This window comes from Mesorhizobium sp. M1342 (genome assembly GCF_040317955.1).
Classification (GTDB): Bacteria; Pseudomonadota; Alphaproteobacteria; order Rhizobiales; family Rhizobiaceae; genus Mesorhizobium.
This window is the reverse complement of the sequence record NZ_JAMYLI010000003.1, coordinates 54,631-79,584: the sequence shown is the minus strand read 5'-3', so window position 1 is coordinate 79,584 and position 24,954 is coordinate 54,631. Positions and strand designations below refer to the sequence as shown.

Here is a 24,954-nt window from a genome sequence, read left to right as displayed (position 1 = left end):
ACTGCTTAGGTCCAACGGCGGCTCTCCACTCGCGCCGCTTCGCAGCCCCGGTGCCTTTGGGGCCCGGAAGGCGCCGCAGGGCTACGGATACTTCGTCGCCGGCACCCCAGGGTTCAAATCGCCCTGCAGTTCCTTCGGCAGCGGCAGGCTTGAGCATTGCAGGTGCACCTCGCGGGCGAACAGTTTTCGTTGCTTCTGCTCATGCTCCTTGATGGCTGCGACGAGTCCCATCGAGTATGGACCAAGCAGGACGCCGAAACCCCACCCCGGATGCTCTTTCTCGCGAGCCTCGTAATCCGAAGCCGCCCTGCGCGCCTGCTGGCATGCCGGCGAAGCCCATTTCTGGTCCTGCTGCGAAAGCGACGCCTCATAGTCGACCGGGGAGGTCGCGCATCCGGCCACTGCCGCAGTCAATGCGAGGCAGATTGCGATTCTCATCCGAAGCCTCTCCTAAGCCTTGTAAGGGCCTGCATAGACCTCTTCATCCCACAAGGCGATAGCTGCGGTCAGGCGCCTTCCCCACCCTCCGCAACCTGCCGTCTTCTCCCCGGCCCTCCAGCCGCCGGATTCGAACCCATGCCTGGAACCAAATCGCGGGGCCTGGAACCAAATCACGGGCGAGACTGTTCAGTTGTAACTTTGATCCCACGCTGCGGCCGGCAAAGCGGCGACATTGAGGAGTTCTCACCATGAAGATTTCATCCGGATTTCGTTCCATCGCGGTTGCCGCCATCGTCACCGCGAGCATGGGCTTTGCCAGCGCCGCGCATGCCGACAGCGGCACAATCCGCTTCGCCGTCTACAAGGCTGCCTTCTTTGTCGGTGGCTCCGGAGGCGAAGGAACGCTGACCTTCCATGGCCGCCGCTATCCCATCTCGGTCGGCGGCGTCTCGGGCGGTCTCGCCTTCGGCGTCTCCAAGACCTACTTCCAAGGTACCGTGCGCCACATCAAACGTGCACGGGATGTGACCGGGGTCTATGGTGCGGCGGGGGGTGGCGGCGCGCTTGGCAAAGGGGCTCAGGTGATCGTCATGAGCAACGACAAAGGCGCCCGGCTCGAATTGACGGGCAGGCAGGTCGGCCTGCAGGTCAACGCCGACCTCAGCGGCATGAGCATCTCGCTGCGGTAAGGGCTAGCTCCTCAACCCCGGCGCTTCCTGCCCGGTGCGCTCGACATATTCCGTATAGCCGCCGCCATAGGTGTGGATGCCTTCGGGCGTCAATTCCAGCACGCGGTTGGAAAGCGCCGCCAGAAAATGCCGATCATGCGAGACGAAAAGCATGGTGCCTTCATACTGCGACAGCGCGGTGATCAGCATCTCCTTGGTGGCGATGTCGAGATGGTTGGTCGGCTCGTCCAGCACCAAAAGGTTGGGCGGGTCGAACAGCATCAGCGCCATCACCAGCCGCGCCTTCTCGCCGCCTGACAGCACACGGCATTTCTTCTCGATCTCGTCGCCGGAAAAACCGAAGCAGCCGGCAAGTGCCCTGAGCGGCGCCTGGCCGGCTTGCGGAAACGCGTCCTCAAGTGTCTGAAACACGGTGCGCTCGCCTTCCAGCACTTCCATGGCGTGCTGGGCGAAATAACCCATTTTGACACTTGGCCCGCGCGCGACCGTGCCGGTGTCGGGCTCGGAAGCGCCGGCGACCAGCTTCAGGAGCGTCGACTTGCCGGCGCCGTTGACCCCCATGATGCACCAGCGCTCGCGGCGGCGGACCTGGAAGTCGAGCCCCTCATAGATGGTGCGGCTGCCATAGCCCTTGTGGACGTTCTTCAGCGTCACGACATCCTCGCCGCAGCGCGGCGCCGGCAGGAAATCGAAAGACACGGTCTGGCGGCGCTTGGGCGGCTCGACGCGGTCGATCTTGTCCAGCTTCTTCACCCGGCTCTGCACCTGTGCGGCATGCGAGGCGCGCGCCTTGAAGCGCTCGATGAAGGCGATCTCCTTGGCCAGCATCGCCTGCTGGCGCTCGAACTGTGCCTGCTGCTGCTTGTCGGCGATCGCCCGCTGCTGCTGGTAGAATTCGTAGTTTCCGGAATAGGCGGTCAGCGAACCGGCATCGATCTCGACCACCTTGTTGACGATGCGGTTCATGAACTCGCGGTCGTGCGAGGTCATCAGCAGCGCGCCGTCATAATTTTTCAGGAAGGACTCCAGCCAGATCAGGCTCTCCAGATCGAGATGGTTGCTTGGCTCATCGAGCAGCATGGCGTCGGGCCGCATCAACAGGATGCGGGCCAGCGCCACGCGCATCTTCCAGCCGCCGGACAGCTTTCCGACATCGCCGTCCATCATCTCCTGCGAAAAGCCGAGACCGTCCAGCACTTCGCGGGCGCGGCCATCCAGCGCATAACCGTCGAGTTCCTCGAAGCGGTGCTGCGCCTCGCCATATTTTTCGATGATCTCGTCCATCCGGTCGGCCTGCTCGGGATCGGCCATGGCCGCCTCGAGGGCTGCCATCTCGGCCGCGACTTCGGACACCGGCCCGGCGCCGTTCATCACTTCGGCCACAGCGCTGTGGCCTTCCATGTCGCCGACATCCTGGCTGAAATAGCCGATGGTGACGCCGCGATCGACCTGCACCTGGCCTTCGTCGGGCTGCTCCTGGCCGGTGATCATGCGAAACAGCGTCGTCTTGCCGGCGCCGTTCGGCCCGACGAGGCCGACCTTCTCGCCCTTCTGCAGCGACGCCGACGCTTCGATGAAGACAAGCTGACGGCCGTTCTGCTTGCTGATGCTTTCAAGTCTGATCATGCGGTGTCCGGGCTATATGCTTGCGTGAAAGGATTTGCCCGGCGCCTTACGCGAAGGAGGGCCGCAAAGGAAGAGGCGCAAGCGCCGCAGCGCTTCACCTCCCCTTGTGGGGAGGGTCGGCGCACCGGGGTTGCGAAGCAAGGTCGGTGGGACGGGGTGGGGGCGCGGCGCTGCAAAAGACCCCCACCCCGCTCCGCTGCGCGGAGCGACCCTCCCCACAAGGGGGAGGGTGAAGACGCTCCACCAGACACACTTCGGAAACAACATTCAACATCCGGGAAAACTCGCGAAAACATCGCCTGTCATAACCACCTTCGCGGCGGTCAAGCGGGCTGCTGTACAACGCGAAGAAATGGTCCCGAAACATGCAACGACGTTCGACCGGATGGATCGGTGCCCTGACAGGCATTTCGCTCGCCATGCTGGCGGTCGCACAATCGGGTGCGGACGCTGCGGTCACCCGGAGCGAATATTGCAGCCAGCTCGGCCTTCAACTCGACGGGGCCATCCAAACGAAGGCCACCCCAGGCACCAGCGCAAGCCAGATCGCCGAAGCAACCGCGCTCCAGGACAAGGCGAACCGGTTTTGTGCCGAGCGCAAACAGGCCCAAGGCATCAGGACCTACGCCAACGCCCTGAAGCTTCTTGGCGTGACGCCGGTCGACCTGAACCAGTGACAGCAACCATCAATCCTTGAAGAAAGGGCCGCCTCTCTCGCAGAGTGAGGGCGGTTTTTCCAGCGCATCGCACCGCGGAAGTTCCTGTCGACTACTTCTCGCCCAGATACTGGAAGACGGCCTGTTTCCACCAATCGCTTTCGATGGTCTGCAGGAGGGCGACATCGAGAGACTTGCGCAACGGGCTGCCGAGCGGCAGCGCAATGGCATATTGCTGCTGGTCGAAGGTCGCATCGAGAACCTGCAGGCTCGTCGCGTAATTCTGCCCGACCAGCCAGCCAAGCAGCGGCTTGTCGTGCACCAGCGCATCGATCTTGCCGGCGCGAAGCGCGTTGAGGCCCTGCTGGATCGAGGCAAAGTCCTGATGACGGATCTGGGTCGAATCCAGATAGGACGCCGTCGACGAGCTCTGCACCGCGCCGACCGTGACCTGGGCGAGATCGCTTTCGCCCTGCACCATTCCTTCCATCTGCGTCACCGTCAGCACCGATGTGACGCCCGCGGTGAACACCGCGATGGCAATGATCGATCCCATCATCCAGAGCGCGGCCAGCACGCGCCCCGGCACGGTTCGCGGACCGAAGTCGCCGGTGCTGGCTTGCGTCGCGGCGATGGTCGACCACCACATGCTGGAAAACAGTCCCTTGGCGACGCCGCCGCCGAAATCGTCATTGTGCCGACGTTCGAACATCCAGATCAGGACGCCGACCACCACCGATATGATGACCAGCCCCAGCACCGCCTGCAGGAAGCCGAACGACGTCAGGGCATGCAGCACCGGCCGCCATGACGGCTGGTTGTTGAGCGGGGTCGCAATGCCGAGCCCGGTCGTGAAGAAGGGCTGCGTGAAGTCGACGGCCTTTTCGCGGTCGGCCGTGACCGTGATCGCGGCCATCGCCGCATCGAACCTGCCGTTGACGACGCCATCGATCTGGTCCTGCACGGCAGGCACTTCGACATAGCGGAAGCGAAGGTTGAGCCGCCCGGCTATTTTCTGCCAGAGGTCGATGCTCAATCCCGACCAGCTGCCGTCCTGCAGCTTGAACGCAAAAGGCGGCGCCTCCTTGATCCCGACCGAGATCTCTTTTGCCGGCGAGGCCGAGGGAGAAGCCAGGTCGGGAGACGTCTGGTCGGGCGAGGTCTGGGCAAGCGTGGCGCCGGCTCCCACACACGCGACGATGACAATGAGACCCAGCGCCATCGTCCACGAAGCAACTCTTCTCAACGGCAACGACTCCCAGCGTCCGCCGCTCGATCGTCGCGGCTTTCGAAGGGTAGCCGCCGTGCCGTCCTTCGTCCACCGGCGATGTCGTTGCTGAAGCAGCCGCGCGACGCGCCGACCATCGAATTGCGCAAAAACAAGCAGTTGGAACAATTTCACGATTCAGATCCTGAAGCGCTTCGCGCAACGCCGGATCCCGTGCGGACAGGCTTGCCGTGCCGAAGACGAACTCGCGCCCAAACCAGCCCACCCCAAACCTTACTTCCTGCCTTGCGGGTAGATCGTCTCGCCGCGCTTCAGCATTGCCACAAACGTCTCGATCTTCTTCTTGCGCCCGGCCTCGGTCTTCATGTTGTGGGTGCGGAAGGCGAGCGCGAAACGGTTCTGGGCACTGAGCTTTGCCAGCATCACCTTCGCAGCGGGTTCGGCGTCTATGGCAGCCTGCAGGTCGTCGGGGATTTTCATCTCCTTGCCGCTGCCATAGGCGCGCGCCCAGCGCCCGTCCGCCTTGGCCGCCTCGACCTGTTTGAGCCCATGCTCGGTCATGCGGCCCTCCTCGACCAGCCGCGCGACATTGTCGATGTTGATCAGGCTCCAGATGCTCTTCCGGCTGCGCGGCGTGTAGCGCTGCAGGAAACTCTTGTCGTCCAACCCCTTGCGCACCGCATCGATCCAGCCGAAGCACAGCACCACGTCGATGGCTTGCTTGGGGGTGATCGACTTCAGTCCCGACCCCACCTTGTGAACCTTGATCCACACTTCGGTTTCCGTGGCGTGGTGCTTGCCGAGCCATGCGTAGAAGCTGCCCGGATCCGGGAATTCATGGACCTTGTCGGGATCAACCTTGACCGGCGCCATTAGCCGGCCTGTCCTTTCGGTGTCGCTCGCGCCATCAGTTCCCTCTCTGTCGTCCCTGGCATTGCCCGTCATCGACCAGAATGGCACGAGTCGCTGTCAGTTTCCGGCAGCAAACTTGGCGGGCGCCTACGGCGTTCCTTCGCGCCCCTCGACCTGAACATTTTTCTCCCGGCCCCGCTGTATGAAATTTCGGAATACCTGCCATGCTCGTGCTCGGGCACGCCATCTCGCTCCCGGGGGAATATGCCATGAAATCTCTGTTGCTCGCCTTTGTGTTGTCTCTCCCCACGGCCGCCCTCGCCGAGCCAATCGAAACCCGGAAGATCATCACAGCGGTGACCGGGGACTTCAACGGCGACGGCGCCGTCGATCTCGCCATGGTGGTGGAGACCGAGCCCGGCCACCCGATGGATGTCCACTTCTTCCTCAGGGACAAGGAGCACAATTACCTCAAGCCCGTCGAAACCGTGCACGAGCAGATCCACGGGGAATGGAACGGCTACGACCGGCCGGGTTACGAGAACTCCGACACCGAGCCGGAACTGACGATGCTGCCCAACGGTTCGATCAAATTCTACCTGCCGGCGATGCCGGTCGGCAGCGAACGGACCGACATGACGCTGACCATCGCCTGGCGCGACGCTGCCTTCATCGTCGCCGGCTTCGCCTATGACCATGATGACTATTTGAAGGAGAATGCCGAAAGCGCCTGCGAGTACAATGTCCTGACCGGCAAAGGCACCGGCAGCGAAAAGCAGCCGGACGGCAGCACCAAGCACAAGACCGTCTCGGTCGAAGGCCAGACCATCGCCTTCAAGGACTGGAACCCGGGCACCGCCTTCACCGCTTGCGGCAACTGATCGCCCTGCATCATCGGCGCTTCCGATAGCGCTATCGGTTTCTTCCGTTTTCACTTGCCGTACCGAACTGCCAATTCCCTGCCCTTCTCCATCCAAGCAAAGGCAGAGCGAATGAGCATTTCAAATGAGAAAATCCTGATCGTCGGTGGCGGCTCTGGCATGGGTCTGGCGCTGGCCCGGCGCTGCGTCGAGGCCGGCGCCGAGGTGATCATCGCCGGGCGCGGCGAGAACCGGCTGCGGCAGGCGCGCCAGGCGCTTGGCAATCCCGCCGAGGCCCTGGCCGCGATGGCCGAGCGGCTGCCGGGTCGGGCGGATCGGCCAACCCGACGACATCGCCGACGCCATCGACGCGTCTACTGCAGTTGCGGCTTTTTCAGAAAACTGCCGCGGTCGGCCGATTTGACGCGCAGCCAGGTTTCGCGGCCGTCGCGCAACACCCGCATCGGAATCTCGGCCCCCGCCGAGCCGCTTTCCCACAGCTTGCGGTAGAAATCGGCCAGCCCGTCGACCGCGCCGTCCCGGATGTCGGAGATGATGTCGCCCTGGCGCAGGCCGGCCTTGGCCGCCGGGCCGCCCTCGGTCACGCTCATCACCACCACCCTGCCGTCGCTTTCGGCCGACAGGGCGCCGAGCCACGGGCGCGGCGGCTTGGCCACCTGGCCGCGTGTCAGGAGGTCGTCGAGAATGGGCGGCAAAAGATCGATCGGCACCACCATGTTGATATCGGCGACCTCGCCGTTGCGGCTCATCTGCAGGCGCAGCGAACCGATGCCGAGCAGCGAGCCGTCAGCGCCGAACAGCCCGGCACCGCCCCAGGACGGGTGCGCCGGTGCAATGAAGATCGCCTCGTCGAGCAGATATTCCCAATAGCCGGCGAATTCCTGCTTGGTCACGATCCTGGCCTGCACAGACTGACCGATACCGTCGGCCAGCACGACGGCGTCACCGATCCTGGCCTTGCCGGCATCGCCCAGCGCCACCGCCGGCAGGCCGAGCGGCGCCAGCGCCTGCACCAGCCCAAAACCCGATTCCTGGTCATAGGCCAGCGCATGCGCGGGGATGACGCGGCCGTCATGGCTGGTCAGCCAGACCTCTTCCGCCTCCGTGATGAGATAGCCGATGGTCAGCACCAGCCCATCGTTGCGAATGACGACGCCGCTGCCTTCCCTGAGCGTGCCGAGCGCGCCGGCCGTAAAGGCATCTTCGGGGACAGTGGCCCGCACTGCAACGACCGAGCGCGGATTGGGATTGATGGTCATGCTTTTGTCCTGGATGGGCTTTGGTGACATCTTCTATAGGTATGCCACGCAGGAGAAGGCGCAAGGGTGAGGAAGTGCCCAATTGCCGATCTTGGCTCCGCGGGCATCGATAATAGTTCAACGCAAGTTGAACTTACACATCCGCAGCCCTAGTTTATGGCGACCTGCCATCCTTCCCCGACACGAGGCCACGAAATGACCGACTACACACCGCCGAAAGTATGGACCTGGAACAAGCCGAGCGGCGGAGCCTTTGCCAGCATCAACCGGCCGATCGCCGGGCCGACGCATGACAAGGAACTGCCTGTCGGCAAGCATCCGTTGCAGCTCTATTCGCTGGCGACGCCGAACGGCGTCAAGGTCACGGTCATGCTGGAAGAGCTTCTGGCGCGCGGCCACAAGGGTGCCGAATACGACGCCTGGCTGATCCGGATCAACGATGGCGACCAGTTCGGCAGCGGCTTCGTCGAGGTTAATCCAAACTCCAAGATCCCGGCCCTGATGGACCGCAGCGGCAAGACGCCGGTGCGCATCTTCGAATCCGGTTCGATCCTGGTCTATCTCGCCGAAAAGTTCGGCGAATTCCTGCCTACCGAACAGCCGGCGCGCGCCGAGGTGCTGTCCTGGCTGTTCTGGCAGATGGGCTCGGCGCCGTATCTGGGCGGCGGCTTCGGCCATTTCTACGCCTATGCGCCGGAAAAGTTCGAATATGCCATCGACCGCTTCTCGATGGAGGTGAAACGCCAGATGGATGTGCTCGACCGCCGGCTGGCCGAGACTGAATATCTCGGCGGCAAGGACTATTCCATCGCCGATATGGCCGTGTGGCCCTGGTATGGCGGGCTGGCGCTCGGCCGCATGTACAATGATTCCGCCGAGTTCCTATCCGTGCAGGAATACGCACATGTGCAACGCTGGGCCAAGGCGATCGACGCCCGACCGGCGGTCAAGCGCGGCCGCATGGTCAACCGCGCTTTCGGCGAGCCTGCCATGCAACTGCATGAGCGCCACGACGCCGGCGATTTCGAGACCAAGACGCAGGATAGACTGGCCGCCGAATAGGCCATCGCGGATCGCGACAAAGGAAACCCGCCACCGACGCGACGTCGGGGCGGGTTTTTCCCAAGGTCCAATGCTGCGGGAACGCCTTAGTGCAGCACTTCAACGATCTGGCGGGTCTCCGGGTCGACGAGGACCGTCTGGTCATTGATCACCGCGACGCGGTATTTGACGTCGGGCACCTCACGCAGTTCGACAGTGTCCGGTACCGACGAGCCGAGCTTGAGTTCGACCCCCAGAAGGTTCACCGAGGCAAGCGGTTCCCTCTTGATGTATTCGCGAACGACCGTCTCCTGCTCCGGCTGGACGACGACGACGCTCTCCGCCAGCGCCGCACCAATGCCGCCCATCAGGACGATGGCAGCCGCCGCGCTTGTAAGATAAAGTTTCATGACCGTCTCCTAGTGACAATTGAATTCCGCCCTCCATGAAAACTCCACCGTTGCCATGCGGTTCCATCGAACTTCAGAATTGAAGATGTTACGTTTGCGGCTCGGATATTAATTGTTGCTGATCAAACATGCGGCAGACAGCGCAGGAATGCTTGAAAACTAGCACAAATGTGTACGGACATTAGAAAACGAAAATTCCTTCTGCAGCCGGATTGGCGAAGCACCTGTTGTCGCTGCGTCAAATCAGCCTCGCGTCCCTCTATCTGGACGATGGGAGCACGAAAAAGACTCGCCCCGCCCGGAGCAGAGCGAGCCATGGCAGTGCCGATGGAGGTGGCAACCTCACTGGTACTGCTAGAGGACGCGAGGCATGATCACTTGTTCGACCTGACGGCCATGCGAAGCCGGTCGCGCATGCATCATGTTCCCACGACGACACCGAAATGTTCCCACGATAACGCTGTGCCGAAACCTCCAGCAGGGATATGCCCAGACAACGCTCTCTCAGTGACCAAACACCGTGATCGCGCTGGGGGCGAGGTTCCCGATTTGCCCGGGCGCACATGCGCGAGTGATCCTGGCCACCCGGTCTTAAAGCTGGACACCGTCGCGATGCAATGGCGGGAAGGCGTCTACCGGATCCTGGCTCGGCACGATATCGTGCGATCGCCTGAAGATCAGCCTCACGATGAGCACGAAGTAGCCGACCTGCAGGACAAGCAGCGTCGCTATCGTCCAGGCAAATGCCTCCCAGAAAGAGCCGGTAACCGTATAGGTCCAGACCGCGACGATGATGGCCGTGGCTGACATTCCTACGAGAAACTGTCCAAAATACATGGTTTCCCAAATCCGTCGAAACCGCGGCGGTTCCGATCAGTCCCTGCCTCATTCCCATTTCCCGCGGACAACATTTCATTATTTTAGCAATTTCGCAAGTAAGCGGCCGGTTGCCGCTACGCGCTCTCCATTCCGCGGCGACTTGGCAACGATGGCGATCCGGCGCGCGGCGGCGGTGCCGGCGGGGCTGGCTGACGCGCCAGCCGTCGAAAATCCAGAAGCACGCCCGCTCTTTGCACTTCGAGCAGGGGAACAAATGCCGGCACGCCGAGTTTCGCCTCCAGTTTTTTCAAGGAAAGGAGGCCGGCATGGCACCGCGCAACAAACCAAGCGCCGACATCGAAGATGACGCACCGCAGGCGGATGGGCCTACCATCGAGCAGCAGGATTGGGATGCGATCAAGGGCGGCGAGATCCTGCCAGAGTCCGTGCCGGAAAACGGCGACATGCGTTACGGCGTCGAAAAAGACGGCGATCTGCCCGACGAGGACGACGATAACGCGTACCAGGACAGCGACGATGCCCTTCCCGATGATGAGGAAGAAGCCGCGATCACGCGCGATCAGACCCGCGAGGGCCGATTCGACGAGACGTGAGCCATTCGTCGCCCGAGACATGACTGCCTGTTGTTGAACTTGCCAAAGCCACATTTTCCATGCCCGGTTCGCGGGAAAATGTGCTTGGCCGGCTAAGTTTTCCGCCTAGGCATTATATCAGATTTACCTAAAATAGCGGAACATCCAAGGGACATTATCGGAACTGAACAAGGCCCCTTGGACTTTTGCGCACGACGGATAAGACCTTGGTCCTACAGGAAAAAGCAAAAGCCCGACGTGACCGATTGAAGCTTCCAACGAGGGAACATCGGGGCCGTGTTCGTCGTTTGTCGAAAGCGGCCCCGCCGGGTGCCATGCCTGGAGAACAGCGCGATGCCCCACCGATCCACCATCATCAAGACGGGCCATGGCCCAGGAACGGCGATCGCCGTGCTCATGGTTGGATTAACGGCGGTGGGCATCGTGTTCCTCCTACTCGGCAGTTCGCTCTATTTCAATGAGCAGCCTGCGGATCAACGTGCCCTGTCTTCGCCGCCCGCTCGATCGATACACGCGGCCGATAGCAAAGCGGCAAACTGAACGAGCAACTGCTGAGCGATAGCGAGATTGCCGCCGCGCAGGTCCTCCAGACTTAGGCCAGGAAGATCCGCCATTGCCGCTGCCTGCTGTGCGGCGGCCGTGCTGGTGATCATGGCAGCGAAGCGGACAGCTTCGGACGGTGTTTTGTCCACCGGAGAAGTTTTGGGTTGCTTGCATTAACATTAGATTTACCTAATATAATGGTGGCCGGCGACCGCCAGAAGTCGGCTGGCCCGGCGGCCTCCCTTTGCACCTAGCTGCCGGGCCATTTCTTGTCCTCGCCTTGCCGTCGTCGCCTTTGTGTGGCGCGGATTCATCTTCGCGCCGCTTCGCCACGTATAGCTTCAGCCTCGACAAACAGCCTCCGGCTCGGCAGCCGCAGGAAAGATGCGGACGCCGAGCCCATCGCACTGATCAAATCGCTAGGACGTGCAGGCTAGCTGCTAAAATCGAAGGACGACCGAAGGACCACGTCTGCGATAGCACCGGACGCGACGGCGACCGTGCCGCCAGTAACTGCGGCAGACCCGTCTCCAACGCCGCCCGTGCCGGCGCCGGCGCCAGCCCCGATCCCGATCCCAGTCCCGATCCCAGCCTCGATCCCAGCGTCGATGGTCGACCGGCTGCACCTCCGCATGTGCACCTTCGTCGTCGAGGACCTCTGCCTCAATTTCATCGAGAATGCCGTTTCCGGCGCCTGGAACACCGGCCGCTGCCTCGATCGGGCGAATTGCCCCTGCAAGGGCCGCTGCCCCGGCAATGCCAAACATCGCCGTCAAGAAGGATCGCCGATCCATAGTAACCTCCCAACGTTGCATAAGCTGAACGAGGCGCTCGGCTGCCGAATGAGCAGGCCGGCGCATGGTGAAAATAGAGGATTCGCCAGCCGCCGAAGCGGCTTGCGAATCCTATCAGCGCAGGAAGGGACGTTGCTGCGCCGATCGACGACATGTCAGCCAAGGACTATCCCCATCACCAGAAAGGTGACAGCTGTCGCGAAAATCGGTGCGAGCAACCAGCGCGCTTGGCCAACACTTTTGTCCATCTGTCTCTCCGAATTCCGGGAGACAAACAGCCATGAACAGAGAGCCGTTCCCGTCGGTAAGACCAATGCGCTCGCAGACCAGACTTAAGTCGCACGTCTCACCCGACCGAAGCCCCAGCGGAGGAACATTTTCATTTGGCTCAAGTTCAGTTGCCGTTGTCATGCTGACTCGCAAGGAGAAACGGTATGAAAATGCACCTAACGGGCGCCGCAGCGGCGCTATTGCTGTTGGCCGGTGTCGGCGCCGTTGCCGCTCAGGACGTTGTCATTCAGCCTGAACAGGACACGGTCATCCGCGAGTATGTGAAGAAGCAGCCTCTCGCTTCGGTCAAGGTTCCCGGTGTGGAACTGAATATTGGTAGCGCGTTGCCTGACACGGTCGAGCTTCATGAAATCCCCGATGTCAAATACCGCTACGTGGTGGTCGACAACCGCACCGTTCTGGTGGATCCGGGCACCCGCAAGATCATCAAGGTCTACGACTGAATTTCGAACTGTCCAACCCGCCGCCAGCCATGGCGGCGGGTTGCCCAGCTTCCAATCAGGACGAGTGAAGATGATAAGCAAAGCTGTGACATCCCCTGCTTTGGGTGTTCGCCTGGCCGATCTCCAAGCCAGGATGCGTGATGCGCGGGTGACGGATGCCGAAATGAAAACCTTTCAAAAGGTCGCGGCCATCATGGAAGATCGTCATGGGCGGATCGATGGCGACGACCTGATTGCGGCGTCGTTCCTGGCCGATGCCGTCCAGGACCAGCAGACGCCTTGAGGGGCATCCCCCAATAGCCAGGTAGACTTTTTGACTCCCGTACCGGGAAAGCGCGCCGAAAGTCAGCCGAATCCGCACTTTTGCCCCACCCTATTCCGCTTTCGCGGAAGTTTCGAGCGGCGCGCAATGTGCAATGTTGCTAATGCGGCGGTACGAGCCGCCCTGGTTGACGCGGGCGCCCGAGCCATCCCAACAATGCGCCCCCCCGTCCGCGTCGACCACGGCAGCCCCCTGTCTTCTCTCGCGAAGTCCTCAAGCCGGCCCGCCTGATAATGCGCGCTGCGGCGACGGTCGGGCTTCAGCCGCCGACAAGCGCCTTTGTGGTCACCAGATTGACGCCGGCCTCGGCGAATCGCCATTGTGCCTGAGGATGACCTGCTCGGCACTCTCGCTGGCATTGTCCAGCGTGCTGTGCGCATCGGAGACCACGGTCACGCCGAGCCCTCTGGCGATGGCGCCCTTGACCGTCGCGGCCACGCAAAAATCGGTCTGTGCGCCCAAGAGCACGACAGCACTCGCACCCTGACCGGCAAGCCAGTCGCCGAAGGCAGGATTGCTGAAAGCATTGCGCACGGATTTGGCGAAGGTCGGCTCGTCCGCCGCTTGGCCGAGCGCGGGCCAAACCGGCCAGCCCGGCTCATCCGGTGCCAACGGGTCGCCATCGGGTCCGTCATGCCTGATAAAAGCGACCTTGCGCCCGCCGCGCCGCGCCCAATCGATCACCGCCTTGGTGCGCTCGACAATATCAGGCGCATCATGGATCGGCTGCTCGTGCACACCGTCGAACATGCCGGTCTGGAGATCGATGACGATGAGCGGCGCATTGTCTGGGAGGCTGGGTGCTGGCATGGGTTTTACATAGGACGGCGGACAGGGTGATCAAGATTTCGCTCATTCCGGCGCGCCGGCAAACAGCACCACGCCGTCGCCGCCGGTGGCCGGCAGTCGCGGATGGTGCGGTCGTTGCCGCCGGTCAGCACCGCGCCGTCGGCGGCGAAGGCCACCGCATAAATCGGGCCGGTCTGGCTGTCCAACATTGCGATCCGGTTGCCGCTATTGGAGGGCGGGCGCCTTGCCGCGCCTCCTTGGATTTATTGCAGTTTGCCGATTTCAGCCCGCATGGTTGACAGATGGCCGCAGTCTGGCATCATCGGATCGGGATCTTAGGAGAGTCTGATATGAAAAAAATCTATGTGAAGCCATCGTTCTTGAAAAAAGGCCGGTTGTCGGCGGTCACTGCGGCCAACGGCTCCTCGTTGCCGACACCGCAATAATTTCAGCGCCACCTGCTCCTGGCGCGTCCAAACCTCAACGCACCAGGATCAGGTCGTCCAACACCATTTGCCAATAGTGCTTCGTCGACAGGCGAACACGCGTTACAGCTTTGAGCATTGGAGCGTAGTGCAGCGGCGTTAGCGCCGACAGCGTGACCTCGTCGCTTGCAATCAGCTGCTCGCCAAGCCAGCTTTCGATCAGCGCCACCTCCCCTTCCGACGCCAGCCAGGCGGCGCTCAGCATGACCGAGTGAAAGCCGAACGGCCGTTCGCAGCTGAATTCGGCCGGCAGCCCGCTGCTGGTGTAGAGCACATGGTCGCCGGAAACATTGCCATTGACATAGCCCTGGCTGTCCTTGGTGAAGTCGCGGGCCATCGCATTCAGGTTGCGCCACGCCAATCCGGCATGGCCAGCCGGAATTTTCCTGAGGCTGCGCGACGTCACATCGTCGAAATCGATCGTTTCGAGGGCGGCATCAGTGTCGATGCCGGCGCGTTGCGGCGACAGCAGGCCGAGATCCGCCGAGTAGGGCGATAGCGTCAGCCGCCGCTCCAAGCCACCGCCGCTGACGCTGACCGTGTCGGCTTCTTCAGCCAGGTCGAAGCTGAAGACGGCACCCGGCGCCAGTGCCCGCGTCTCCAGGACGTTCCCATTCCCCGACACGGAGAGGGTCGCTGGTCCATCGCCGGCGACGCACCCGCTGACGCGGCGCGGCGGTGCCAGACCGACCGGCAGCAGCATCTCCTGCGATACCATCCCGGCCGGCGAACCCGGCAGCGGCACGAAGTGTCGGGACTGAATGTCATTTTCGCTTTTCGCCTGCCAGCCGGGCGGCACCGAAACCACAAAGCGCCAGTTGCCCGGCTTGCGGATCACGGCCTTTCTGCTTTTCACCGACATTGGAAAATTGGCAAAACCGGCATTGTTGGTGCGCGCGGACGCGGCGAGCTTGCCGGCTTCGTCATACAGCCGCACCATGATCCCGGCCATCGGCCGGTCTCCGGCGCCGTATTTGCCGTCGCGATCGACGTCGAAATAGACGAAGGACGAGTAATTGAGCATACCCCCGCGGGCGTTCCAATCGGTACGGACGGCATAGTCGGCAGCCGGATTGGTTAGCCGCCGTCCCTTGCGACGGCTGCGCTTCCGCCACAGCAGCCAGGACGCGACAGCAGCCGCAAGCACCACAATGGCGGCGGCCAGTATCTGGACAGCGCCCAAGTCAGGCATGGAGCCTCGATACATAAATCTCGTGGGGGGTTGCGTTCACGGGCGATCCGACTGCGTTGGAGTACTTTGCCGACAGGTTATTGCATGTCGGCCAAAAGCGAACCCGGATTTGGGACAGCGACATGCATCAAGACAAAAGACTTAAAGCGCGTTGCAGGAATCCGTTCAAGCGCGACGCATGAAAGCAGTCGCCTTACTTCAATTCCACCCACACCGGCGCATGGTCGCTGGCGCCGTCCTCGCCGCGCACGTCGCGGTCGATGCCGGCAGCGGTCAGGCGGCGTGCCAGTTTCTTCGACAGCAGGATGTGATCGAGCCGGAGGCCGGCATCGCGCGGCCAGCGGTTGCGGCGATAGTCCCAGAATGTGTAAAGCGTTTCCTTCGGATGCTTCTTGCGCAGGGCATCAAGCCAACCCTGGTCGAGCAGGCGCTGGAACGACGCCCGGCTTTCCGGCTGCACCAGCGCGTTGTCGTCATAGGAGCGGGTGGCGTAGATATCGCGCGGCTCGGGCACGATGTTGTAGTCACCGGCCAGCACCACCGGCAGGCCGGTGTCGAGCAACTGTTCGGCATGCACCTCCAGCCGCGCGTGCCAGGCGAGCTTGTAGGCGAATTTCGGGCCGGGCTGAGGATTGCCGTTCGGCGCATAAAGACAAGCGACGATGATGCCGTTCACCGCCGCCTCGATATAGCGGCTCTGCCTGTCGGCATCGTCGCTGGGCAACGCATCGCGGGTCAGCACTGGCTCGGCACCCCGCGCCAGGATGGCAACACCGTTCCACGTCGGCTCGCCCTTCCACACCGCGCCATAGCCCGCCGCCGCCAATGCCGAGCGCGGAAACTGCATGTCGCGCGCCTTCAGCTCCTGCAGGCAGACGACATCGGGTTTTGCCGCAGCCAGCCATCCCAGCAGGTTTTCAAGCCGGCTGTTGATGTTGTTGATGTTGAAGGAGGCGATCTTCATCGCTTCAGGAAGCGACCCGACCCGACCACGCCTTCACCGTCTCGGCCAGCGTCTTCAGATGGTCGGCGGTCGAAAACCCCGAAACACTCTTGCGAGGCTTGAGATCGTGGTCGCCGTCCTCCAGCCAGATCACCTCGATGCGGTCGGAAAGGCCATAAGTCGCAACCTCGTCCCTGGTGCCGAACTCGTCGCGCGTACCCTGGAAGATCAGCGTTGGCGTCTTAAGGTCGGCGAGGTGTTTTGTCCGCAATTGCTCGGGCTTGGCCGGCGGATGGAAGGGATAGCCGAGGCACAGCAGGCCTGAAATCTCGCCCTTGGCAAACATCTCGTCGGCGACCATGGAGGCGACGCGCCCGCCCATCGACTTGCCGCCGATGATAAGCGGGCCGGTCACGCCCCTAGCCCTGAGGTCGGCTATCGCCTTGATGTATTCCGGGTTCACTGTCTCGGCCCGCGGCGGTGGCTTGCGGTGGCCGTAGCGGCGCGCGGCCATATAGCGGAATTCAAAGCGCGCAACCTGTAAGCCGGCCGCGGCCAGCGCCTTGGCTGTGGCGGTCATCGAGGGCGAGTCCATCGACGCGCCCGCGCCATGCGCGAGCAGGATGGTGACGGGAGCATTATCGTCGCCGTCGAAGAGGAAGGTGGTCATGGGGCGGTCTCGCTGGAGAGGTCGAGTTCCGTCACACCCCCCTCTGTCCTGCCGGACATCTCCCCCGCAAGGGGGGAGATTGCGCGCTCAACCGCTTTCGCCAATCTCCCACTTTGCAAGAAGGAGCGGGACGCCCAAGCTTCCGATCTCCCCCCTTGCGGGGGAGATGGCCGGTAGGCCAGAGGGGGGTGTTCAAGCGCCAGCATCCCTCACCCCGCCGTCCGCGCCAACTGCAAATCCACGAACTGCACGCCCTTGGCTGCAACCCGTGCCCATTCGGACTCCGCGTCGAGTTCGAGATAACGCACCCACAGGCCCCGCGCCTCCGGCAGATTGCCGGCGTCGAATTCCAGTCGGGCGAGGTTGAACACCGGATCGGCATAGGTCTTGTCGAGCGCGATCGCTTTCTGCAGGTGCCTTCGCGCCGAGGCTTCGCGACCTTGCTCGCTCATCAGTCCGGCCAGGTTGAACCACGCCTCGACGAAGGCCGGGTCGAGTTTTATCGCATTGATATAGTCGTGCGCGGCGTCCGCCGCGTGGCCGCCGGCGCGCAGGCAGTTGGCGCGGTTGAAGGCGGCAATCGCATCGCTCGGATCGATGGCCAGGCAGCGCTGGTAGAGCGCGGCGGCCCCATCATGGTCGCCCTGCTCCTCCGCCGCTTCCGCCTCGATGAACAGCTCTTCCAGCGTGTCGTCACCTTCTGCCCCGGCTGTTCCGAGATCGAACAGCAACTGCCCATCGAGTTCGCTCTGGCCGCCTTCGAGATAGATGGCATCGGCGCGTCCATGCTGCGAGCCGACATTGAGCGACTTGGCGGTCAGCGACGCCACCGGGCCGGAGCGGTGGACGGAGCGCGCGATCGCCCCCCATGTCGCGCCGCCGGCGATGAGCCCGGCATATTTGCGCGCCAGGATCAGGTCGCGGAAGGAATAGGGTTCAACGTCATGCTCGAACGCATCGAACAGGCCGAGCAGGTCGAGGTCGGAGCCTGATAGCCGCGACTGATCGATCAGCGATTGCCGCGACAGCGAAGACGCTTCCGGTGTCTTCATCAGTCCGAGAAGGCGCAGGAATCCGTTTTCGCTGATCAGCGTTCGACCGGCCTCGCGCTCGGCGGCGACACCGCGTTCGATCTCGGCATCGCCGTTCCTGGAGAGCCCGGCTTTGGCCAACAGTGTCCGGCCGAAGACGACATGCGTGGTGCGCCTGGTGATACCGCGCCGCAGCTGGCCGTGTCGGCGTTCCACTTCCCGCGCAGCCAGCCTGAGCGGAAAAGCCGCCAGCGCGCCTCTCGTGCCAAAAACAGCGCCGGTCGGTGCCGTCATCTCTTGCTCTTGCCGACCGCCTTCAGCAGATTGGCCTTCAACGGATTTTCAGCAGCACCACCCGCTGCCGCCTTCTTCGCGGCGGGCTTGGCAACCTCGTCGGCCTTGCTTTTCGACTTGGCCGGCGGCTTCGATTGCGACAGGCTCGCCTTGAGCGCATCCATCAGATTGATGACATTACCGCGCTCGGGTGCCGCCGCGATGATCGGCTTGTGGCCTTTCAGCTTCTCGCGGATCATCGTCATGAGTGCCGCCTCGTAGCGGTCCTCATAGTTCTTCGGATCGAAGGTGGTTTCCTTCTGCTTGATCAGTGCTTCGGCGAGCTGCAGCATTTCGGGATCGGGCTTGCCGGCTGGGATGTTGCCGAAATATTCAGCCGTGCCACGCACTTCGTTCGGATTCCTCAAGGTGCACACGAACATGCCGTTCTCGCGCGCGCCGATCGTCACCACCCGCTCGCGGCTCGACAGCACCAGGCGTGCGATCGCCAGCTTGCCGGATTTGCGCATGGCTTCGCGCAGCACGGCGAAGGTCTCTTCCGCCATCGCGCCGTCAGGCGCCATGTAGTAGGGCGCGTCTTGATAGATGACGTCGACCTCGTCCTCGTCGACGAAGGCCTCGATGTTCATCGTGTGATTGGATTCGATGCGCACCGCATCGAGGTCGGCATCATCTATGATGATGTACTGCTTGTCCTCGTATTCGTAGCCCTTGACCAGATCAGCACGCTCGACGAGCCCCAATTCGGGGTCGACCGGTTTCATGTTGATGCGGTTATGGGTCTTCTTGTGCAGCTGGTTGAAGCTGATGCGCTCGCTGGCGCTGGTGGCGGGATACAACCGCACCGGACAGCTGACGAGGCTGAGTTTGAGGTAACCTTTCCAACTTGCCCTGGGCGCCATGAAACACTCCTACGCGGCCACGCACTGACATTGACTGCAGCGCTTTCGTCCGAAGGACGAACGAGGCTGCGTAAATCCTACACCGACCCCGCACAATACAGGCAAATCCCTGACGAAATCTTCCGCCACGTCTTTGAGGTCGTGGCGGAGAGAATAATTCAAATTGTCGGAAGCGTCGATGGCGTTGGGTTCCTCGCCCCGCAACGCTCTCCCCCATTTCCTGGGGGCCGAGGAACCTAGTTCTTCAAGGTCGGCAAATCCCGCGCGAACTCGTCGATCTCGGCCCACGGATCGCCCGACGTCGCCAGCAGCCCCGGCAGGGAGGAATAGTTCAGATCCTGCGGCGCATCGATGGATTCGAGGTCGCTCCAACTGACCGGCGTCGAGGCCGGCAGATTGGTGCGGGCGCGCAGCGAGTAAGGTGCTGCCGAGGTGTGGCCGCGCGCATTGCGGTGATAATCGATGAAGATGCGCTTCTTGCGGTTGTCCTTGCCCATGGTGGTGGTGAAGGTGTCAGGCGCCGTTGCCGCCAGATGCGTGGCGATCGCGCTGGTCGCCTGGTGCAGCTTCTTCCAGTTCTGCGCGCCCGTCACCGGCACGGTGATGTGGATGCCGCTGCCGCCGGAGGTCTTGGCGAACGGTACCAGCCCCAGGCGCTCCAATTCGCCCTTGATGTGCACGGCGGCCTCGACCACCTCGCGCCATGAAATCCCTTCTCCCGGATCGAGGTCGAGGACGATCTGGTCGGGCCTGTCGAGGCTGGTGCGGTGGGTGCCCCAGGTGTGGAACTCGACGACGCCGAACTGCGCCAGCGCCAGATACCCTTTCGCGCCTTCGACCGAGAGATAGGATTTGGTCTCGCCCTCGGAATTCGTCGCCTCGAATGTCACCACTGAGGGCGGCATGCCGGTGAAGGCGTGGCGCTGGAAGAAGCAATCCTTCGGCAGGCCGGTCGGGCAGCGCACCAGCGACACCGGCCGGCCGAGGATGTGCGGCAGCATGAAGTCGCCGACCAGCGCGTAATAGACCGCGATGTCGAGCTTGGTCGGGCCGGTCTTGCCGAACAGCCGGCGCGTCGGGTTGGTCACCCAGATTGTGGCAAGGTCGGCCTCGGCGATCAGCCGCTTGCGTTTGGACGAGACCGGCGTCGACAGGCCGACATCCCTCAAACCACGGAAGACGCCGTGGCGCAGCGCATTGTCTGAGGTGCGGTTGGCGTAATGAATGCGCGCCGACAGCAGCGGCCGCACCCAGTTCATCTCGCGCATGATTTCGCGCGGGACACCCTCGGGCGGGGTGGCGCCTTCCCGCAGCGGCTCCAGCCTGGCGAGCAACTCACCGGCGGTGGCGGCATCGAAACCGGTGCCGACCTTGCCGCGATAATGCAATTCACCACCCTCGAACTCTGCCATGCCGAGCGCCGCCAGCCCTTCGGCCGCATCGGAGATGGTGAAGCCGGCGATGACGAAGTCGTCCGACAGCAGTGCCTTGGTCTTGGTCCAGCTTTTGGTTCGGCCGCTCTGATAGATGGCCGTGGCGCGCTTTGAGACGACACCCTCCAGCCCAAGTTCCGACACCTGGTCGTAGAGCCCCTGCCCTGAACCTTCGACATGGTCGGAGAACTGGATGGCGGAATTGGCGCCGAGGCCCGACAGCATCTGCGCCAGCAGCGCCTTGCGCCGGACCAGCGGCGCCTTGGTCAGGTCCCAGCCGTCGAGGTGGAGAAGATCGAAGGCGTAAAAATGGAGCTTGCTGCCGGCGCCCTCGGCCAGCGCATCCTGCAGCAGCGCGAAGCGGCTGATGCCCCGGGCGTCGAGCACCACGATCTCGCCGTCGATGATGGCATCGCGGCAGGGCAGCTTCGCGAACGCATGCGGCAGGTCGCCATAGCGCTTCGTCCAGTCGATGCCGCCACGGGTGATCAGCTTGACGACGCCGCCAGTGAGATGCGCCATGGTGCGGTAGCCGTCGAATTTGATCTCGTGCAGCCAGACTTGTTGGGTGTCGTCGCCATCGGGTGGTTTTGGCACCTGCGTCGCCAGTTGCGGCTCGATACGGGCAAGCATGGGAGCCTTGAACACGCCCGGCAGCGTGCCGGGCTTCAGCGATCCCTGTCTGGGCGCGGGTTTGGTGGCGGGCTTCGCCGGCGCCGCCAGCTCCTCGATGCGCAATCCGGATTTGACGCTTTCCGGCCGGGCCGTGAGGATGTCAAGCGCGGTGTCGGCGGCGAGGTCGCGCTCCTTGAACAGCAGCCAGTTCTTCTTGTTTTCGTCTTCGCCGGGTTTCGGCTTCAGCCGGGTCAGCATCCAGCCGCCATTGAGCTTGTCGCCGGCCAGCCGGAACTTGAAGGCGCCGGTTCGCAAGCTCTTTTCGACGTCGTCCATCGGCGCCCATGTGCCGGTATCCCAGACGATCATCGGCCCGCCGCCATACTCGCCCTCGGGAATGACACCCTCAAAGTCGATATATTCGAGCGGATGATCCTCGGTCTCGACCGCCAGCCTCTTGTCGGCCGGATTGAGCGAAGGCCCGCGCGGCACCGCCCAGCTCTTCAAAACATCGCCGACCTGCAGGCGCAGATCATAATGGTCAGCGGTGGCGTGGTGCTTGTGGACGACGAAGCGGTTGCCGTTGCTGCTGACGAGCCCGCCAACCGGTTCCGGCGTCTTGGCGAATTCGCGTTTGGCGCGATAGGCTTTGAGCTTTGGTGGAGTCGTCATCGCCAGGATCGAAGCACGGCGGCCAGGAACAAGCCAGTCACGCTCTCAATCGTCAGCGGCCGGCGTCAACTCGAGCTCTGCCGGCGACAGTCCTTGCTGCAGCTGGCTCAGCCGAAATTCGTCGACCCAATAGGCCTCGCCATCGACCAGAACCCGGGCCTGGTAGGTGCCTGCCGAAAAACGCTGCGCGGTGATGTAGACCTTGTGACGATCGAGCGCCTTGCGCACCGCGGCGCGCTTGGAATTCTGACCTGTGACGGGACTGAACATGACACTGCCCTCGGTCGCCCCAGACACAAAACGCGGCCGCTACCGGCAGCCTGACGACTGGGGTCAAGGATGGCGGAGACGCGCCGTCCTGTCAATTTCGCGGACAGCGCAGGATGCGGCCCGGTTAAATTTACCAATCTTTTGAATATGCTTGGGCCTTGGCCTGAATCAAGACGTGAAGCACACGAAGATGAACTGTGCACCACCACGCCGCCAAAACTAGCGTCCGTCGCTGCCGCTCTGCTACGCGGCCGGCGTGCCCGAATGAGCAGATTTTTGAACTTCCATGCCGATGAGATCGAGTGTCGCCGCCGCAACATCGGCAACCTGGAGCCGCTGGACGCAATAGACCCCACCGGCGTTGTTTTCTTTACACAAACCTGGAGCGATGCATGGGCAAGGCATGGGCGGCTGGAGCGTCCGGTTGGAGACACCGAATGGGCCCCATTGCTCAGGCGACGTCAGACCGTACAGCCCCACCGCTGGAGTTCCGACAGAGGCCGCGATGTGCATCGGGCCGCTCTCATTGCCAAGAAAGATCGACGCTTCGGCCAACAATGCTGTCAAGACCTCAAGCGAGGCTTTTCCGACGACACTTGCGACCGGCGATGCTGCCACTTCAAGGATCCTTTGCGCGGCAAGCCCTTCATCCGGCCCACCAACGAGGAGGGATCGCAGCCCGGTTTTGGCGTATACCTCATCGATGACCGCAGCAAAATGTTGCGGCGGCCAGCAACGGCCTTCAAACCTCGCGCCGGCATGCACGGCCACATAGGACTTCTTCGCCAAAGCGTTTTCCGCAAGAAGCCTGGCACACTCTTCCTGGGCAGTCCTGGTCGGTTGCAGCCGAGGCGTTGGGTCCTGATAATCCAACCCGAGGGCGCTGAGTGGAGACAGGTTCCTGTAGAGATAATGCGGTCCGCCATGTCCGAAGGTCGCGGCGAAAACGTTTGCAAGCTGGATTTCCCAGAACTTCATCGGATGCTCGGAAGGATCGAAGCCGACGCGAAGTGGAGCGCCGATCAAGCGATGCATGATCCGCGAGGTTTTCGAATCGGTAAGGTCGATGCTAAGATCGAATTTTCGACGCCGAAGATCAGAGATGACGCCACGATAGTCGCTCAAACGCTTGAGCAGAGTCCTTCCTCTGCCACGGGATTCAAAGCCAACAGCAGAATCGGCGATCCCTTGCGCGACAATGAACTCCTTGAGACCCGGCGCACAAAGCATGGTTACCGATGCTTGTGGATAAGCAAGACGCAGATTGCGAACCAAAGCAGATGTCAGAACGACATCTCCAATGTACTTCGTTTGAATAATGAGGATGGAACGAATCCCATCTCCTAAACTTGCATCCATCGATATGATCTGCCGAAAACGCCAACTTAAAAAATCTGCCGAGGACACTCATTTCTGAACGGCAAGCGGCGCTTTCAGATATAGAGCCAACCAACCCAGTCAACAAGCTTGCCGGCCTTGGTGCCTCTTTACATCGGTCGTCGGCAAACGCTCGTCCTCAGTCCTTCAGTCGCCGCAAGCGGCGCGTCAGGCCCTGGACGGCCTTGAGCAGCCGGGGACGCGACCGCGTCATGCCTTCGACCCGGCTGCGCAGCAGAATGGCTGCGTTCGCAGCCCTGCCCCGCACCGTCACCGGTTCGCAGATCTCGGCCAGAACCGAGCTCGAGGCGCCGATATGTTGCTTGTAGCCCTGGCCGCCGACCGACAGGTCGAAATAGTCGAAGCCCCGCTCGCATCCCCACATCATCAGCTTACCCATCGTCGTCAGGCCGGGTGAGACATTGGCGACCGCATTTTGGTCGATGCCGAGCAGGAGGGCGTGAAGTGTGCCTTTTCTGACCAGCACATAGATGGAGGCGAGCCAGGCTTCACCGACGCGTAGCCCGAAGAGTCGCACCGATCCATTGGACAGGCCTTGCAGCGCCGCGGCGCGGTAAAAATCGACGACCGGCGCCTGCGTCAGGAGGTCGAAACGCCCGAGCTCACGAAAACGCTTGAGCCGCAATTCCAACAGCGCATCCAGGAGCTCATCGGTCAGGTCAGGCGTATCGGCCTCGACCAAAGCGAGGCCACCAAGCTGTTCGAAGCCGCGGCAATGCTTGCGGAAGGCCTTGGCAAAGGACGGCTTGCAGATTCGCTTGATGAGCGTCTCCGGATCGCCATGCAGGACGAGGCCGGAGCTGACCTGGATTGAGTCGCGCGCCACCGAAAGCAATGCCAGCGGATTGGCCACGCCGTGGACCTGCTGCGGAATTCCCGCGATATGGATGCGATCCGCCGGTGGCAGCACGGCACGGACCGCTGCCCACATAGCGTCGGCACTCTGCCTGGTCCACTCTATCCCATCCGCCAGCAGCGGCACCGCGTAGTCGCACACACGGCAGCTCAGCCATTCGATCACGTGGTGGCCGAGAGCCCGGCGCCGCATCAGCGGCAGCAGCATGGCCGGCGCGCCGGTCACGGCGTCACTGACCTCGACGAGGACCAGATCCGCGTCTTTGGGCATCAGCCGTGCGGCGATTCCTTCGACCCAGGCATAATGCTGGTGGGCAGTGCAGACGCCGTGAGCTTCAAGGAGCAGCCATAGCAGCCTTACGGTGTCGAAGCTGGTGTGCAGCCGAGCCGTGAAGTGCGCGGTTGCATCAACGTTGGCGACAGTCGGGGAAAACGGCCCACCGGGCAAATCCCTTATCGGAGTCGTTCCCGCCGCGTAGCTTGCCACATGCTTCTC

General features: G+C 62.5%; 26 protein-coding genes and 1 pseudogene. 8 read left to right on the top strand and 19 right to left on the bottom strand.

Annotation, left to right across the window (positions count from 1 at the left end):
• Window positions 1-81: 81 nt before the first annotated feature.
• Complete coding sequence (locus NKH06_RS03660) at window positions 82-438, bottom strand: hypothetical protein (RefSeq protein ID WP_352551341.1); 357 nt, start codon at window positions 436-438, stop codon at window positions 82-84.
• Between the two features lie 251 nt (window positions 439-689).
• On the opposite strand from NKH06_RS03660, the gene NKH06_RS03655 reads away from it, so the two are divergent.
• A complete protein-coding gene (locus NKH06_RS03655; RefSeq protein WP_352892251.1) occupies window positions 690-1,130 on the top strand; it encodes a lipid-binding SYLF domain-containing protein in 441 nt (146 codons plus the stop codon).
• 3 nt (window positions 1,131-1,133) lie between these two features.
• Here NKH06_RS03655 and abc-f read toward each other — a convergent pair whose 3' ends face one another.
• Window positions 1,134-2,756, bottom strand: coding sequence for a ribosomal protection-like ABC-F family protein (gene abc-f, locus NKH06_RS03650; protein ID WP_352892249.1), 1,623 nt, complete (start codon window positions 2,754-2,756; stop codon window positions 1,134-1,136).
• A 365-nt stretch (window positions 2,757-3,121) separates the two neighbouring features.
• Here abc-f and NKH06_RS03645 point away from each other — a divergent pair, with 365 nt between their 5' ends.
• Window positions 3,122-3,433 (top strand): hypothetical protein, encoded by a 312-nt coding sequence (locus tag NKH06_RS03645; RefSeq protein ID WP_023813340.1) that lies wholly within the window; start codon window positions 3,122-3,124, stop codon window positions 3,431-3,433.
• A gap of 91 nt (window positions 3,434-3,524) precedes the next feature.
• On the opposite strand, the gene NKH06_RS03640 is transcribed toward NKH06_RS03645, so the two are convergent.
• Window positions 3,525-4,658, bottom strand: a complete 1,134-nt coding sequence (locus NKH06_RS03640; RefSeq protein ID WP_245273287.1) for a transporter substrate-binding domain-containing protein — start codon at window positions 4,656-4,658, stop codon at window positions 3,525-3,527.
• Window positions 4,659-4,913: 255 nt separating this feature from the next.
• The gene (locus tag NKH06_RS03635; protein WP_128305569.1) at window positions 4,914-5,513 is read right to left on the bottom strand and encodes a YdeI/OmpD-associated family protein; all 600 of its coding nucleotides are present in this window, start codon (window positions 5,511-5,513) and stop codon (window positions 4,914-4,916) included.
• A gap of 248 nt (window positions 5,514-5,761) precedes the next feature.
• On the opposite strand from NKH06_RS03635, the gene NKH06_RS03630 reads away from it, so the two are divergent.
• Window positions 5,762-6,373 carry a hypothetical protein gene (locus NKH06_RS03630; RefSeq protein WP_164893069.1) on the top strand — a complete coding sequence of 204 codons (612 nt, stop codon included), beginning with the start codon at window positions 5,762-5,764 and terminating at the stop codon, window positions 6,371-6,373.
• Between the two features lie 111 nt (window positions 6,374-6,484).
• Window positions 6,485-6,589: pseudogene (locus NKH06_RS03625) on the top strand (SDR family oxidoreductase); the annotation flags it as partial.
• Between the two features lie 137 nt (window positions 6,590-6,726).
• On the opposite strand, the gene NKH06_RS03620 reads toward NKH06_RS03625, so the two are convergent.
• Window positions 6,727-7,632: a S1C family serine protease gene (locus tag NKH06_RS03620; protein WP_013530631.1), complete on the bottom strand. Its 906-nt coding sequence runs from the start codon at window positions 7,630-7,632 to the stop codon at window positions 6,727-6,729.
• Between the two features lie 195 nt (window positions 7,633-7,827).
• On the opposite strand from NKH06_RS03620, the gene yghU reads away from it, so the two are divergent.
• Window positions 7,828-8,694: a glutathione-dependent disulfide-bond oxidoreductase gene (gene yghU / locus NKH06_RS03615; RefSeq protein WP_352734405.1), complete on the top strand. Its 867-nt coding sequence runs from the start codon at window positions 7,828-7,830 to the stop codon at window positions 8,692-8,694.
• 86 nt (window positions 8,695-8,780) lie between these two features.
• Here yghU and NKH06_RS03610 read toward each other — a convergent pair whose 3' ends face one another.
• Together NKH06_RS03610 and NKH06_RS03605 are read right to left on the bottom strand one after the other, a co-directional pair.
• Window positions 8,781-9,083, bottom strand: coding sequence for a DUF1236 domain-containing protein (locus NKH06_RS03610; RefSeq protein WP_127296253.1), 303 nt, complete (start codon window positions 9,081-9,083; stop codon window positions 8,781-8,783).
• 591 nt (window positions 9,084-9,674) lie between these two features.
• Window positions 9,675-9,893, bottom strand: a complete 219-nt coding sequence (locus NKH06_RS03605; RefSeq protein ID WP_352551354.1) for an exopolysaccharide production repressor protein — start codon at window positions 9,891-9,893, stop codon at window positions 9,675-9,677.
• Between the two features lie 335 nt (window positions 9,894-10,228).
• Here NKH06_RS03605 and NKH06_RS03600 point away from each other — a divergent pair, with 335 nt between their 5' ends.
• The gene (locus tag NKH06_RS03600; RefSeq protein WP_023813332.1) at window positions 10,229-10,516 is read left to right on the top strand and encodes a hypothetical protein; all 288 of its coding nucleotides are present in this window, start codon (window positions 10,229-10,231) and stop codon (window positions 10,514-10,516) included.
• A 473-nt stretch (window positions 10,517-10,989) separates the two neighbouring features.
• On the opposite strand, the gene NKH06_RS03595 is transcribed toward NKH06_RS03600, so the two are convergent.
• Window positions 10,990-11,169, bottom strand: a complete 180-nt coding sequence (locus tag NKH06_RS03595; RefSeq protein WP_352551358.1) for a hypothetical protein — start codon at window positions 11,167-11,169, stop codon at window positions 10,990-10,992.
• 1,118 nt (window positions 11,170-12,287) lie between these two features.
• Between NKH06_RS03595 and NKH06_RS03590 the strand changes: the two genes are divergently transcribed.
• Window positions 12,288-12,587: a DUF1236 domain-containing protein gene (locus NKH06_RS03590; protein WP_031213630.1), complete on the top strand. Its 300-nt coding sequence runs from the start codon at window positions 12,288-12,290 to the stop codon at window positions 12,585-12,587.
• A 70-nt stretch (window positions 12,588-12,657) separates the two neighbouring features.
• Complete coding sequence (locus NKH06_RS03585) at window positions 12,658-12,870, top strand: hypothetical protein (RefSeq protein WP_352632203.1); 213 nt, start codon at window positions 12,658-12,660, stop codon at window positions 12,868-12,870.
• Between the two features lie 324 nt (window positions 12,871-13,194).
• On the opposite strand, the gene NKH06_RS03580 is transcribed toward NKH06_RS03585, so the two are convergent.
• From NKH06_RS03580 to NKH06_RS03530, 11 genes are all read right to left on the bottom strand, one after another.
• Window positions 13,195-13,719, bottom strand: coding sequence for an isochorismatase family protein (locus NKH06_RS03580; protein WP_352892245.1), 525 nt, complete (start codon window positions 13,717-13,719; stop codon window positions 13,195-13,197).
• A 5-nt stretch (window positions 13,720-13,724) separates the two neighbouring features.
• Entirely contained in the window at window positions 13,725-13,904 is a 180-nt protein-coding gene (locus NKH06_RS03575; RefSeq protein WP_352892243.1) for a WD40 repeat domain-containing protein, read from the bottom strand.
• Between the two features lie 274 nt (window positions 13,905-14,178).
• Window positions 14,179-15,375, bottom strand: a complete 1,197-nt coding sequence (locus NKH06_RS03570) for a hypothetical protein (protein WP_352892240.1) — start codon at window positions 15,373-15,375, stop codon at window positions 14,179-14,181.
• A gap of 193 nt (window positions 15,376-15,568) precedes the next feature.
• Complete coding sequence (locus NKH06_RS03565) at window positions 15,569-16,339, bottom strand: exodeoxyribonuclease III (RefSeq protein WP_352677619.1); 771 nt, start codon at window positions 16,337-16,339, stop codon at window positions 15,569-15,571.
• Window positions 16,340-16,343: 4 nt separating this feature from the next.
• Window positions 16,344-16,988, bottom strand: coding sequence for an alpha/beta hydrolase family protein (locus NKH06_RS03560; protein WP_352892238.1), 645 nt, complete (start codon window positions 16,986-16,988; stop codon window positions 16,344-16,346).
• 209 nt (window positions 16,989-17,197) lie between these two features.
• Complete coding sequence (locus tag NKH06_RS03555) at window positions 17,198-18,313, bottom strand: tetratricopeptide repeat protein (RefSeq protein WP_352892235.1); 1,116 nt, start codon at window positions 18,311-18,313, stop codon at window positions 17,198-17,200.
• Window positions 18,310-19,215 (bottom strand): non-homologous end joining protein Ku, encoded by a 906-nt coding sequence (gene ku / locus NKH06_RS03550; RefSeq protein WP_352632194.1) that lies wholly within the window; start codon window positions 19,213-19,215, stop codon window positions 18,310-18,312. Before ku ends, NKH06_RS03555 begins: the two co-directional genes overlap by 4 nt.
• Window positions 19,216-19,451: 236 nt before the next feature.
• A complete protein-coding gene (ligD, locus tag NKH06_RS03545; protein WP_352776248.1) occupies window positions 19,452-21,935 on the bottom strand; it encodes a DNA ligase D in 2,484 nt (827 codons plus the stop codon).
• A 45-nt stretch (window positions 21,936-21,980) separates the two neighbouring features.
• Window positions 21,981-22,205 (bottom strand): hypothetical protein, encoded by a 225-nt coding sequence (locus NKH06_RS03540; protein ID WP_023813316.1) that lies wholly within the window; start codon window positions 22,203-22,205, stop codon window positions 21,981-21,983.
• A 243-nt stretch (window positions 22,206-22,448) separates the two neighbouring features.
• The gene (locus tag NKH06_RS03535) at window positions 22,449-23,612 is read right to left on the bottom strand and encodes a glycosyltransferase family 9 protein (protein WP_352892231.1); all 1,164 of its coding nucleotides are present in this window, start codon (window positions 23,610-23,612) and stop codon (window positions 22,449-22,451) included.
• 109 nt (window positions 23,613-23,721) lie between these two features.
• Window positions 23,722-24,945, bottom strand: a complete 1,224-nt coding sequence (locus NKH06_RS03530; RefSeq protein WP_352721053.1) for a GNAT family N-acetyltransferase — start codon at window positions 24,943-24,945, stop codon at window positions 23,722-23,724.
• Window positions 24,946-24,954 lie beyond the last annotated feature (9 nt).